At 59.9% G+C, this 12950-nt stretch carries 12 protein-coding genes; 6 read left to right on the forward strand and 6 right to left on the reverse strand.

Annotated features, from left to right (window positions below; all coding sequences use genetic code 11):
• Positions 1–3: 3 nt before the first annotated feature.
• From IPK59_19690 to IPK59_19715, 6 genes are all read right to left on the reverse strand, one after another.
• A complete protein-coding gene (locus IPK59_19690; protein MBK8160885.1) occupies positions 4–744 on the reverse strand; it encodes a hypothetical protein in 741 nt (246 codons plus the stop codon).
• Positions 734–2089, reverse strand: a complete 1356-nt coding sequence (locus IPK59_19695) for a glycosyltransferase family 4 protein (protein MBK8160886.1) — start codon at positions 2087–2089, stop codon at positions 734–736. Before IPK59_19695 ends, IPK59_19690 begins: the two co-directional genes overlap by 11 nt.
• Entirely contained in the window at positions 2089–2925 is an 837-nt protein-coding gene (locus IPK59_19700; GenBank protein MBK8160887.1) for a class I SAM-dependent methyltransferase, read from the reverse strand. The genes IPK59_19695 and IPK59_19700 overlap by 1 nt, the downstream gene beginning before the upstream one ends.
• Positions 2922–5153 carry a glycosyltransferase family 2 protein gene (locus IPK59_19705; GenBank protein ID MBK8160888.1) on the reverse strand — a complete coding sequence of 744 codons (2232 nt, stop codon included), beginning with the start codon at positions 5151–5153 and terminating at the stop codon, positions 2922–2924. Before IPK59_19705 ends, IPK59_19700 begins: the two co-directional genes overlap by 4 nt.
• 75 nt (positions 5154–5228) lie before the next feature.
• On the reverse strand, positions 5229–6131 hold the full coding sequence (locus tag IPK59_19710; GenBank protein MBK8160889.1) for a calcium-binding protein: 903 nt from the start codon (positions 6129–6131) through the stop codon (positions 5229–5231).
• Between the two features lie 158 nt (positions 6132–6289).
• Positions 6290–7507 (reverse strand): glycosyltransferase, encoded by a 1218-nt coding sequence (locus IPK59_19715; GenBank protein ID MBK8160890.1) that lies wholly within the window; start codon positions 7505–7507, stop codon positions 6290–6292.
• A 187-nt stretch (positions 7508–7694) separates the two neighbouring features.
• On the opposite strand from IPK59_19715, the gene galE reads away from it, so the two are divergent.
• The 6 genes from galE to IPK59_19745 all read left to right on the forward strand — a co-directional run bounded on the left by galE (position 7695) and on the right by IPK59_19745 (position 12949).
• Positions 7695–8690, forward strand: a complete 996-nt coding sequence (gene galE, locus IPK59_19720; protein MBK8160891.1) for a UDP-glucose 4-epimerase GalE — start codon at positions 7695–7697, stop codon at positions 8688–8690.
• Positions 8691–8694: 4 nt separating this feature from the next.
• Complete coding sequence (gene rfbC / locus IPK59_19725) at positions 8695–9342, forward strand: dTDP-4-dehydrorhamnose 3,5-epimerase (protein MBK8160892.1); 648 nt, start codon at positions 8695–8697, stop codon at positions 9340–9342.
• Between the two features lie 45 nt (positions 9343–9387).
• A complete protein-coding gene (locus IPK59_19730) occupies positions 9388–9882 on the forward strand; it encodes a sugar nucleotide-binding protein (protein ID MBK8160893.1) in 495 nt (164 codons plus the stop codon).
• Positions 9879–10295, forward strand: a complete 417-nt coding sequence (locus tag IPK59_19735; protein MBK8160894.1) for a sugar nucleotide-binding protein — start codon at positions 9879–9881, stop codon at positions 10293–10295. Before IPK59_19730 ends, IPK59_19735 begins: the two co-directional genes overlap by 4 nt.
• On the forward strand, positions 10292–11203 hold the full coding sequence (rfbA, locus tag IPK59_19740; protein ID MBK8160895.1) for a glucose-1-phosphate thymidylyltransferase RfbA: 912 nt from the start codon (positions 10292–10294) through the stop codon (positions 11201–11203). Before IPK59_19735 ends, rfbA begins: the two co-directional genes overlap by 4 nt.
• A gap of 213 nt (positions 11204–11416) precedes the next feature.
• Positions 11417–12949, forward strand: coding sequence for a hypothetical protein (locus IPK59_19745; protein ID MBK8160896.1), 1533 nt, complete (start codon positions 11417–11419; stop codon positions 12947–12949).
• The last annotated feature ends 1 nt before the right edge of the window (position 12950 follow it).

Below are 12950 nucleotides of genomic sequence, written 5' to 3' on the forward strand. Positions count from 1 at the left end.
GATCTAATGACTCCAAAGCAACAGGTAGGCGACAAAGGCGCAGGACGCCACCGTCGTCATTCCAGCCCAAGCCCAAAGCAGCAGCGGCTTGCGCTGATAGGAATTCCGTTCGACGGTGGCCAGGCGCTTGTCATAGCCCTGCAGGATCGTGTCGAACCGCAACTGGAAGACTTCCATGGCTTCCAGGCGACGATCAATTGCTGGCAGTGACTCATCAAGTTTATCGAGTGACTGGACGACCCGCTCGTTGAGATTCTGATCGAGGCCGCCACGCTCCTTCGCAACCGTGACCAATTGCTTGATCTGACCTTGCAGACGCTGGTCACGGGCTCGAATCTCGCCCAGCACAACAGCACTCACGGAGGACGGCGACGGTGCCGCGTTCTGGCGTTTGAGCTCAACCGACGACATGGAATCGGTGGTTGAGGCAATGACTGAAATCGGCGCGGCGCGGTCGATTTCGCCGATTGCCGGAATGTTGGCGACAAAGGCGTAGCGGCCATCTCCAATTCCATTGGCGACGAGGTCGGGCCGCGGTTGATTGGCCTCAAGACGCACGATCAACTCGGTTCCCTGGCGAATTTCGATCGTCAATCGCTCGGATGGGTCGACGGTATTCCAGGCCCAGCCGAAAACCCGGTCCGGCTCAATGGCATCAATATAGCCCTGGATATGTGGCGCACCATTTGAGGGCAAGGTCGTGCCTTCGTCGAGCTTCGTAACGACATCAGCATTAGCCGACATGGGACACCATTCTTTCCGCCTTAGCCTTGTAGCTCAGAGACCGCGAAGAGGCTGCCTTGGCTGTCCGTCTCTCACCCTTGACGCCACTTTCCGACAGGAGGCTGCGATAGAGAGCGAGGTGCTCGCTGGCGCAATCGTCCAGGGTTCGTCGTGGCCTGATACCGGCAACGAGATCAGCCCACAGATTTGGCTCGATAAGGGCACGTTCCATTGCGTCTGCCAAAGCGGTGGCATCACCAGACCGGAAGGTCAGCCCGTCTATCCCGTTGGTCACTGATTCGGCCATGCCGCCGAGGTCACTGGCGATTACCGGTCGGCGATGGGCAAATGCCTCGTCGATGACAAGCGGCGCGTTCTCCCACCAGATAGACGGGGTCACTACCCAGTCCGTACTGCGCATGAGATCGGCCATTTCGTCTGCCCGATAGGCGCCGTGCCAGCCGACGAAGCCATCGACTCTGGCCAGGGCGGTATTCAGATCGGCCTTGAAGGCATCGCTCTGGAAGGGCGCACCGCCATGGATATCGATCCGGAACGCGCCCGGATGGCGTTGGTTCAGCAGCCGCGCCGCCTCCAGCAGCACCAAAACCCCCTTGTTCGGGCTGAGATTGCCGAAATATGCGAAGTTGCCCCGCAACCCACCACTCTTCAATGCGCGATGCGGCGCGATATTCTGTTCCGGCCGCGCATTGCGCAGCACCTCTATGCGGTCGGCAGCAATTCCCCACGCGATGTAGCGTCGCCGCAGGAAGTTGCTGGGACTGAGGAACCGGTCAACCACAGAGAAATGCGTTTTCAGGTGTCGCTCACGTAGCACGAACTGCTCTGGCTCAAGTTGCGGGAAACAGCGGTGACAGGCATCGGGCGAAGCCTGGTGGCAAAGCCGTCGGTCGCCGGTTGTAACCATCTGGCCGTCATGCGCGCAGATCGAATAGTAGTCATGAAGCGACATCACGATCTTCGCCCTGGGGAGGACACGCCGCACCAGGAACAGGATCTCGGCACCCATCAGCAGGATGTGATGAAAGTGCACGATGTCCGGCTTGAGAGTGTTAAGAAGATCTGTGAGCTCCGGCACGATGCCGTGAAGATCGATCTGAGACAGGTAGAAATTGTCGAAATGCCCGGTCCACATCAGCATCTCATTGCTGCTCGCACCGATGCCCTGAAAAACCGTGCCTGGCCGCTGGCGGCGGTGATTCTGGTCGACGCAGCCGATGAACAGACCCTCGACATCGCCGGTGGCGTTCAACTGGCGGTGCAGATCCAACGCAAATATCTCCGTCCCGCCAGGATGGAGGGCTGGATGGTTGTGGCACAGATGCAGCACTTTCAATGGCTTCATCATTCCCTCGACTGGCTGCGCTGGAACACGCAAATATCCTGGAAGTTCCCGGCGACACGGCTACTCCAATGCCCAAAGGCGATCGGGCGCTGCAGATGCAACCCTTGCGCACGTGCTGTCCCCAGGAACCAGTCAGCATCAAAGGCAACCGCCGCCATCGGGTGATCGCGATCGGCAATATAGTCGGGACCTGCACCGTCCAGATGAAAGGCTGGCCGCGCCTTCCCTGCAGTTACCAGGGTGCGATTGGCGTCATCCAGGAGGAAAGCCGTGACAAACAGGCGGCCGGTCGGCCGAAGCATCCGCGTCGCTTCGCGCAGATAATAGGTTGTGTAGCCGGGGTCGAGATGCGTGACGACCGAGGTCATGAAGAGAAAATCGACACTCTCGCTTTCAAACGGTAGCGCTGTCTCACCCTCGGCGAGGCGTCCGTCAGGATTGTAGAGCTGGTTGTGAAAGTCGAGATGCAGGAACTCGAAATTCCCATAGGCAGCAGCGATGTTCTGCTGACACCACTCGATGCCCGCGGATACGACATCAAAGCCAGTGTAGCGGCCAGCGGGGGCCTCCAGATACTGCGTCAGCGGCAGCGCCATGCGCCCAATCCCGCAGCCGATCTCGACCACCCGATGCTGCGGCCTTAAGCCGCCCAACTCGACAAAATGGCGCAGGAATTCACAGCCGATGCCCAGAAAGTCGCCATCACCAACAAAGTTGCGTTCCTCCGGCGGAATAGGCAGGAAGCGGTTGCGGCGGATCGACTTCAGGAGGCTCGCAAAGATGGCCTCATCAATCGTGTCGCCGGCCACGACCTTTTCTGCAAGGACCGCACTCATGACGCTGCTTCCTGTGTCGCGGATGCAGTATCCGGATAGCGCGCCATCAAGTCACACATGGCTTCATTCCAGCGCTGTCCGGCGAGCCACCTGTTATAAAGACCGGCGACGCTGCGCTGATAGCCGGCGTGGCGATTGATCGACTTGCGCTCGAAGTGAAACAACACTGCCTTTGGGCAATAGTGAATGTCGCCACCCGCCGCCCGCAACTTCAGGCACAGATCCGAATCCTCGTAATCGCCAATGATGTAATCCTCGGTGAAGCCGCCCACATCGACAAATGCTTGCCGACGCACCATGAGGGCGGCGCCGGTAACAGCCGGGACAGAGCGGGATTCCAGCGCCGGCGGAAACTCGCGTGGCGCGCCCTTAAAATAATGGAGGTTTAGCCAATGCCCGCCGGCGTCGCGGGCAAACCGCATGCCGGCATGCTGCAGTGAATGATCGTCGAACAACAATCGGGCACCGCTGGCCACCACTTTCTTCCCGCGCAGCAGCGGCGCTGAAAGCCTGCGTAGCCACCCGGCTTCCTCTGGCACCACGTCCGAATTGAGCAACACGAGGATCTTTCCACGCGCAATTGCGGCGCCCGCATTGTTGGCCGCGGCATACCCGAAATTGCCCGACATGATCAGTACCGTGATGGGAAGCGCATAGAGTTGATGCAATCCGCTGAGGAAATGCACGAGATCGGCGCGCTGCTCTGGTGAATCGAGCACAAAAATGAGCTCCGCTTCCGCCATGTCAGGGTCAATCGCGAAGCTCCCCAACTGGAAGCGTAAATAGTCCAGATTGCGGTAGAGCGGAATGATGATCGAATAGCGCGGTTCCGGAGCTGCCGCACCCAGTTGCACGACATCCGGGGGGCGGCGCGCAGCGAGATGCGCCTGGTGCAACGCCACCGCCGCCGGCGCTATCACCTTGGCGATCGCCTCGGTGGTCAGTTGCTCCGGCGGAATGCCGCCCAGCACCGCATCCCGGAGCTGTCCTGGCGTACCCTGGGCAGGACGGGCGAGGATATCGAGAGTGGCACCGGATCCAAGGCGCAGTTCAAGCTTCGCCTGGCCGCGTATCGTTCCCGCATCTGGCAGGAAGGCTGCAAACCCCATTGCACCTACGCGCCCGTCGTAAAGCTTGTCGATATCGGGACGCTGATAGCGCAGACAGTTGTCATCCAGGCGCTGCGGCTCGATGCCGACGGCCACCAGAAAAATTTCCGACATAAGCTGATGGGGATCACGAACCCATCCCTTCACAAAAATGCCACCGCGACCATCCGCAATCAGCAGTTCGACGGCGCCACCTAAAGGCAAACGCTTGTCAGTAAGGTTGCGACGCGTTGCAGGCTGAAAGAGTTCGAGTTCGTTCAACAGGGCCGCTGTCGTGTTGTCACCCTGGGCAACGTCTGCCAGGCATCGCATAACAAAGCTACGCGTCTTTCCGGCGATCGCCTTATTCGCCTGCAACCACGCCAGGAAGGGTGTCTGCGGCAGAGCGGTGATGCGCGACGTCGCGAAGCCCTGCGCACCGATGACCACGAGGAGACTGCCTATTCTAAGAGCGGCGCGATCGAGGAGGAGCAGGTTGCGCCCTTTGGCGAATCGCAAGGGCCGGTGAAGCGCGCTCGCAATCCCCTTGTCGCCAACCACAATCACGTCGGACACCTCACCAACATGGCCAGGAATCGGGCAGCTGACCAGCGCCAGGTGCTGATTGACGACAGCTTCTGCGGTCACATTGCCGGGCTGCACCGACAGCTCCGTGAGGATTGAGCGGCACAGGCGTCCATAGGCAACGTCATGTTTCAGGTGGAACAGTTCGCGGCAGACATCCAACAACTGCCGCACGAGACGCAGCTTGCCTGTATCATCCAGACCGACCGTGAGAGCCACCCGGTCAAGCGGTGCGGCCAGCGCAGCATCGGTACGGGCGACAAGACTGCCATCTGCCGCCATCAGGTCCAGTGGTTGCCCGACCTTGTCGGCCGGCCGGAAAACGATCATCTGCCTGATACGACCGTCCGCCAGCGGCAGGGCTACCTTGATTGTCGGCGGTGGCAGCATCTTGCCGCCCTGCATCGGTATGAGGCCGCCGCCTGCATCGCTCAGCAGCAGCTGCAATCCACCCGGCATGGCGAAATGATTGGCGCGATCGAGCGTCCGGCCCGCACTGTGTTGGTCGTTTGAGTGTTGGTTGTTTGGTGAGTGGTCGATGGGCTTAACCAGCATGCTTTTCCAGTATCTGCCAAAGAAAATGGCGTCGAGTCACGCGCCACAACCGGCCGGACCCGACGCCAATCCCTATCAGCTGATCACAAAGAAGGCGCTCGGGTTGGCCTGGACATCGACAGCCTTGACGCCGACCAGGGTCACCTGATCGCCACCGCCGAAGTCGATGACCGTGTTGCCGCCGACTTCATGCGCCAGCGAAGCGACATCGTCCGCGGACGTAACGTCGAGGCCATTGATGTTCTTCGAGATGTGAAGAATGTCTTCACCCTCTTCGAAGTCCATGATGACGTCCTGACCGCCGCCGCCGTGGAAGACAAAGGTGTCATCACCGGCACCACCGCGCAGGAAGTCATCGCCGGCACCGCCGTCGACAAAGTCGTCACCAGCACCGCCTGAGAGCCGGTCGGCGCCATCACCACCCTGCAGGTGATCATCGCCCTTCCCACCTTCAAGGCTGTCGTCACCGGCGCCGCCCTTGATCTGGTCATCGCCGTTGCCGCCATTGAGGTTGTCGTTGCCGGCCTCGCCCTTGAGCAGATCGTCACCGTTTCCGCCACGCAGGGCATCGTCGCCCTCGCCGCCGAACATGCGATCGTCTCCGTTGCCGCCGGTCAGATCATCCTTGCCGGCACCGCCGAACAAATTGTCGTCGCCGCTGCCGCCGTTGATCCAATCGTCGCCACCCTGGCCAGCAATGGTGTCTTCACCGGAGCCGCCATTGATGTAATCGGCATCTGCGCCGCCAAAGACCACGTCGCTGCCGGAACCGCCCAGGATATGGTCGGAACCGTCGCCGCCGTTGATCCAATCGGCGCCACTGCCACCGTTGATCCAGTCATGGCCGGTACCGCCATCGATGAAATCCTTGCCGCCACCGCCACTGATCGCGTCGTCACCGCCGCCGCCCAGGATAAAGTCCCCGTGGCTGGTGCCGACAAGACGGTCGGCGAAGTCACCGCCCGGAATTGTCGCCATCGTGTCTCTCCTCGTCGCTTGGAATGATGGTCGTGGGTGCCGAAACCGCGATCAATTGACCAGCAAATAACGAGGCCTGCAACAATTGTATTGTTATATAAGTATGACCTAAATTTTCGTCGTCATAATTACTGCAGCTTATACTTTAGTGGCATTTTTTAGCCGACCTTGTTGCTCGCTCCGAGCGCAATTCTCTCCCACTCCGGCAACAGCGATGCTTGCGAAAAGTGGCTAACCGCACGGCTTCTTGCTGCTTCACGCAACTTTGACGCGGTGTCTTTCTGTGCCAAAGCCTGGCGCAGCACTTTTTCCAGCTGGGCCACATCGCGATGATCAATAAAATGCGCGGCAGTTTGATCTCCAAGTACTTCGCGGGTCGGTTCCGTGTCGGATGCCACGATATGGCACCCGCAGGACATCGCTTCGACCAGTGACCAAGATGGCACAAACGGGACGGTCAGATAGACATGCACTGTGGAAATCTGCAGCAGGCGTCGATAGTCATCGCGCGGCAAGGTGCCAAGGAAATGGATCCGAGCCAGATCAAGCTGCGGCAGCTCTCGCAGCATGCGCTCCTTATATGTCTCACCGTCTGGCAGGCGTCGCGAATAGAACGTCTGGTCCTGGCCAGCGACCGCGACAACGACATCCGGCTCCGCCTTCAGGACGCCGACGAGGGCACGCATGAACTCTGGAAATCCGCGATACGGCTCAAGGCCGCGGGTCGCATAAGTTAGCAAACGATTAACGCCGCGCAGCTCGACGTCACCAAAGCGACGGCAGGCCGCGGCATCTGGTTTGAAATATTCGGTATCAACACCATCGTGAAGTGTCTGGAGTTTGTGCTGATAGCTCGCCGGAAGCTGTGATCGCTGAAATGCCGTTGGAACAAGGCCAAAATCGACATCCTCGAGGGTCATCAGCAGCGGCGCATTCAGAGTTCTTATTCGACAGGCATTGTCGGGAGTCATGCCATTTGGGTCGAGATAGTCGGCATCAGCGTCATGCGGGTGGTAGTACCATTCGAAGTAGCCGATGAAACGTGCTTTGGGAAAAACTTCGCGAAGATAGAGCGCGACGCCCCAGCCACAATGTCCAAAAATCACATCCGGCACAAAGCCTTCCTCGTGCAATGCATGGCAAGCCTCGAATACTGCCTGTCCATTGAGCACGCCTGCCTCAAATCCATGCAGATAGTGATGCGTTGATGCGCTTGGTCGACGCTTTGCGTGGAAACGTCGCACCATGATACGTCCCGGCAAGATCACATCTGCGGAAGTTACGAAAGCAACACGATGGTGCGTTGATTGCGCCAAGCGCTCCGCGAGGGCGCCAAATTGTCCGGGAAAATCTCGATGTACGAACAGGATGTTCAACTAGGCCTCCGCCGAATGCGCCGCGTTGATGACGTCACATAATTCGCGCAACGCACATCTTCATGCAAGTCTTTGCTCACAGATATTAGATCGAGCTTTATGAATATTATCGCCAATAAGTAATTAGTGCTTTGCAGCATTTCGTTTGATAACTTGCCAATCGAAAACAGCAGCAATGGGGACCTTGATGCGCCATGTGCTCGTGACCGGCGGTGCCGGATATGTCGGTAGTCACGCCTGCAGGATGTTGGCGGCCAGCGGATATCTTCCCGTCACTCTCGACAATCTATCGACGGGTCACCGCTGGGCCGTGAAGTGGGGTCCACTCGAAACGGGCGACATTGCTGATCACACGCTTGTCACAGCGTTGCTGGCAAAGTACCAACCGGTCGCCGTGATGCATTTCGCAGCGCTGTCGCTGGTTGGAGAATCAGGATCTCAGCCGGCGCGCTATTACGAGACGAATGTCGCCGGCACGCTGTCGCTGCTGCAAGCCATGCAGCGACATGGACTTGACCGGTTCATCTTTTCCAGCACCTGCGCCACCTATGGCGAGCCAAAGAGTTGCCCGATCGATGAAGCGACAGCCCAGCATCCGATCAACACCTATGGTCGCAGCAAGCTGATGGTTGAAACCATCCTCGCGGATTTTGCCCGAGCCTATGGCATGCGTGCGACAGCGCTGCGCTACTTCAACGCAGCCGGCGCCGCTGATGCTGACGGGATTGGCGAAGCCCATGAGCCGGAAACGCATCTCATTCCCCTGGTGATTGCTGCAGCCCTCGGCCAGCGCGGCCCGGTACAGGTGTTTGGTGAGGACTACGCGACCGCGGACGGAACCTGCGAGCGCGACTACGTGCATGTAAATGATCTTGCGACCGCGCATGTCCGCGCCCTTGCCTTCCAGGACTCCAGTGCTGGTTTCCATGCCTTCAACCTCGGCACCGGTCGACCGTATTCAGTGCGCCAGGTAATCGCCGCAGTAGCCCATCAGGCAGGCCGACCCGTTCCGCATAAAGCGGCACCACGCCGTGTCGGTGATCCCCCGGCCCTGTTTGCCGACCCTCGTCGCGCCAAGGCGGCCCTTGAGTGGAGTGCAGCGCAATCCTCGCTGGAAGAGATCGTTGCCAGCGCCTGGCGCTGGCATGTGGGTACTGCCAAGGAGGTGCGCCTTGCCGTTTGATCGCATGATTACCGATGATCTGCCGGCGGATGTCCGTCTGGTCTCCGGTCGGCGCTTTGCCGATTCACGTGGCTGGTTCATGGAACTCCACCGCCGGCAATCCACCAACATCGCGGCCAACGACCTGGCGGATGATGGCATGCCTGACTTTTGCCAAGACAATGTCTCGCTCACCAGCCTGCCGGCGGTCGTTCGCGGACTCCATTTCCAGCGGCCGCCCTATGCACAGGCCAAGCTGGTGACCGTGCTGGCAGGCGCCATCCTCGACGTCGTGGTCGATCTACGTCCGCAATCGCCAGATTTCGGACGGGCTGCCGCCATTCATTTGTCGGCCTCAGGCGGCCAGCATCTCTTTGTTCCGGTGGGGTTTGCCCACGGGTTTTGTTCTCTGCAGCCGGAGACACTCGTGCACTACAAGGTCTCGGCCCCTTATGCGCCAAAGTCGGAAGGCGGGATTGCCTGGGACGATCCGGATCTTGCCATTCAATGGCCATTTACCGCGGCCGAGGTACTGGTGTCTGAAAAGGATGCCCTTCTGCCGCGCCTGCGTGACCTTGCGCCGATCGATTGGGGGCGACGGGCCCCTGTCAAGCCCTCCGCCCGCGATGTGCGCCCGGCCGCCACATTGCCGGGGAGCCGGCTTCATGGCTAAGCAGCCCGTCAACAGGTTGTCGGCAGCGCTTGCGGAGTTGGCGCCATGACAGCGCATCCGCGTTGCATCGCCGTGATTGGTCGCCAAGGTCAGTTGGCGCGCGAGCTGGCCGATCTCGCCTGGCCCGCCGATCTCCGACCGCTTTTTTTCGGCCGGACCGACATTAATCTGTTCGACACAGGCAACCTCAAATCACGCCTGCAGTCGCTGCGGCCCTTAGCCATCATCAATACGGCGGCCCATACTGCTGTCGATCTGTGTGAGAGCGAGCCTGATGTTGCCAGGACACTCAACGCAGACCTGCCGGCGGTTCTGGCACGGATTGCAAGTCACACCGGCATCCCGCTGGTTCACGTGTCGACCGACTATGTATTTTCTGGAAGGCAGCCCCGACCCTTTCGTGAGGTGGATGCCGCTGCACCTTTGTCTGTCTATGCGCAAACCAAGCTGGCGGGTGAAACGGCAGTTCTCGCTGCCGGAGCGACTTCAATCATCATTCGCAGTGCCGGACTTTTTGGCCGCCACGGTCAGAACTTTTGAAGACGATCGTTGCCAAGGCCCTGGCAGGTGATGCTCAACCCATCAGGATGGTAGCTGACCAAGTCAGCTCACCGACGCCAGCCACGGCTCTGGCGGCCGCTCTTCAACAGATGGCGATCGATCTCAGCGAGGGCCGCCACCTGCCCCCCTTGCTTCATTTCGCCGGCCAGCCACCCGTGAGCTGGTTCGATTTTACCGCAGCCATCCTTGCAGCCCTCTCCCGTTGCAGCGCCGCGGCATTGCCGGATCTTGTCCCGCTTCGGCTGGCCGACCTGCCGCGCGCGGCGACCCGCCCCCACTTCAGCGCGCTCGACTGCGGCCTCGCGCGACAGTTCGGCTATCCGCCGCCCGAATGGCGCTCGGCACTGGACAATCTCGTCGCAAGCCTGACCAAGAAAAGGATTGCCGCATGAAGGGCATCGTTCTAGCCGGCGGCAGCGGTTCGCGGCTCTACCCGATGACGGCATCGGTGACCAAGCAGTTGCTGCCAATCTATGACAAGCCGATGATCTACTATCCGATCGCCACGCTCATGCTGGCAGGGATTCGCGACATCCTGCTCATCACGACGCCCAGGGATGTCGAACGCTATGTCGATCTTCTCGGCGATGGCGCGCGCTGGGGCCTTAACATCTCCTATGCAGTACAACCCAGACCGGAAGGCATTGCACAGGCCTTCATCATTGGCGGGGAATTTCTTGGCGGCGCACCCTCTGCGCTCATTCTCGGCGACAACCTGTTCTTCGGCAGTGGATTGCGTCAGCGCCTGGTCAATGCCGCCGCGCTACAACAGGGCGCTCACGTCTTTGCCTGCCGGGTGGATGACCCAGAGCGCTACGGCGTGGTCGAGCTCGATGCCGATCAGCGACCCATTTCAATCATCGAGAAACCCCGGCAACCGCTCTCGAACTGGGCCGTTACCGGCCTCTACTTCTTCGATGGACAGGCCAGCGACATAGCACGTCAATTGCGACCCTCGCCGCGCGGTGAACTGGAGATCAGCGACCTCAACGCACACTACCTGACGCGCGGCGCCCTGACGGTGGAGCGCCTCGGGCGCGGTTATGCCTGGCTCGATACGGGTACGCCAGAGACATTGATGGCCGCGACACAATTCGTCTGTGCCCTGGAAACCCGCCAGGGCATCAAGATCGCCTGCCTCGAGGAGATCGCATTCACCCAGGGTTTTATCACGGCCGACAATTTTGCGCGCATGGCGGCATCAGCGCCGATCAGCGCCTATGGCCGCTATCTGAAGACGTTGATGTCGGATCTCGAGATCGAAGCGCGCCCCACGCCGCTGCGCCTGGTTGGCGCATGAATGATCTCATGCTGACAAACTCAGTTACTTACTTGTGACACGCAAGAAAAACTCCTGTTTTTCTATAGTATATCTCGCATTTTTTATTGTTTTTATGGTATATTCACCCATGCGTGATAGTATTTTTATTTATCAATTTCTTGCCGCGTTTCGCTCATCTTGCTATATTGCAGCGCAAGATCGATTGAGCCACTAGATGGAAAGGGTGCGCGCGTGATTGGTGCTGCCACCGCAAGAACTCAGGACATCCACATCCTCGACAACGCCAAGCGCGGTTATGTGCGCAAGCCGGCGATTCTCTTCAGTGGGCGCCTCAGCGACAATGTGAAGGCATTGGCTGGAGACGCCTATGACCTGCTGAAGATCAAGCGCGTTGCCGAGGATCACCTGCTCGTGCGCGACCAGGCAGGCCAGGAGAAGCGTCTCGTTGAAGCACCGCCGCAGATTGCGGCTCTGGTTGCTTTCGGTCAGACGGACCAGGAGCTGGTCGATCGCGCCGGCGACTGGCTGGGCAAGCGCCGCAACAATCCTTTACCGGCACCGACGCTGATCGACGCTGATGATACTGCTGGCTTCGCAACGCTCGTCATGTCGAATGCCAGTCACATGGCGAGGAAGAGCGCCGAATTGACGACTTCGCTGTTCCGGCAACTTGCAGAGGCCCGTCAGGCCAATGAGGAGTTGCAGAATCGCTTCGCTGCCCTCGAGGCCTTCATCGATCGCCATGGATTGCAGCCTTTTGAACTCGCCTTCATCAATCCGCCGGCCGAGGATGATACCGAACCCAATGTCCTGGCGACCGCCAGCAACGCCCGTATCAGCCAGATCCTGCCTGTGGCGAGTTCCGGAGTCAGTGCGGTGGCACTTCATGTCGCCAAGCCGGCACCGCGCAGCGAAGCCATCCTGCACGCATCATTGGCCTCGGTCGAGGACGGCCGTGTCATTGAAAGCTGGACGATCCCTGTGGCCGAGATCGAAGCCGGCTGGATGACGCTTCCGCTGAAAAGCACCATCGCCGGGTTGCGTCGGACCCTGAAGCTGGTGATTTCCGTCGACGGCCAGCGTGCGGACCTGCCAACCCTGTCTTTAGGCAATGCGCAACCACTTGCCCTCTTCCGGCTGCAGGATGCCGAACTCCGGCAATCCGTCTCCAGCAGCAGCCTTGCGCTGCAGGTCTATGTCGGTCTCCCCGGCGTTGTTCCGCCCAATCGCGGCAGTTTTTCAGCCCGCGCGGCGCAGGACAACGATGCCCCGGGCTTGCGCGAAATGTCCTTGCCGCAGGATGCCCTCACTCAGACCCGACAGGTTCACCTGGATGATGATTCCAGCGGTTTCGACGGCGTCACCTACCTCGAAGGCGAGCATACCCTGTCCTGTCATCCACCTGCCTTCGGCACCACCATCGCCAGGATTGCCAGCGGTTGCCCGGCCGGAACATTGCGGCTTTCCGCCAACCTGCTTGTTGCGCATGAAAAGGCCCGGGACGTCGAGTTCGCCCTGGTGGTCGGGCGCGATGAAGGCCGTATTCTCGACCTGCTCAGTGGCATATCGGACCCGGTACCGGGCGAAGGCTTCTCCGGCTGGATCCGCGTTCCCGCCAAGCAGCCGCGCTTCGCCAGCCTCTATCTCGACGCACCCTCGCGCGAAGCCGGCGATCTCTATCTCGCGACGCGCATGGTCGATCCCGGCAATCACGATTTCGCCTGGGCTCGGTTCATGAATCTCCACGCCCTCGTGCAAGGCTGAC

The organism is Rhodospirillaceae bacterium, assembly GCA_016712715.1.
Classification (GTDB): Bacteria; Pseudomonadota; Alphaproteobacteria; order Dongiales; family Dongiaceae; genus Dongia.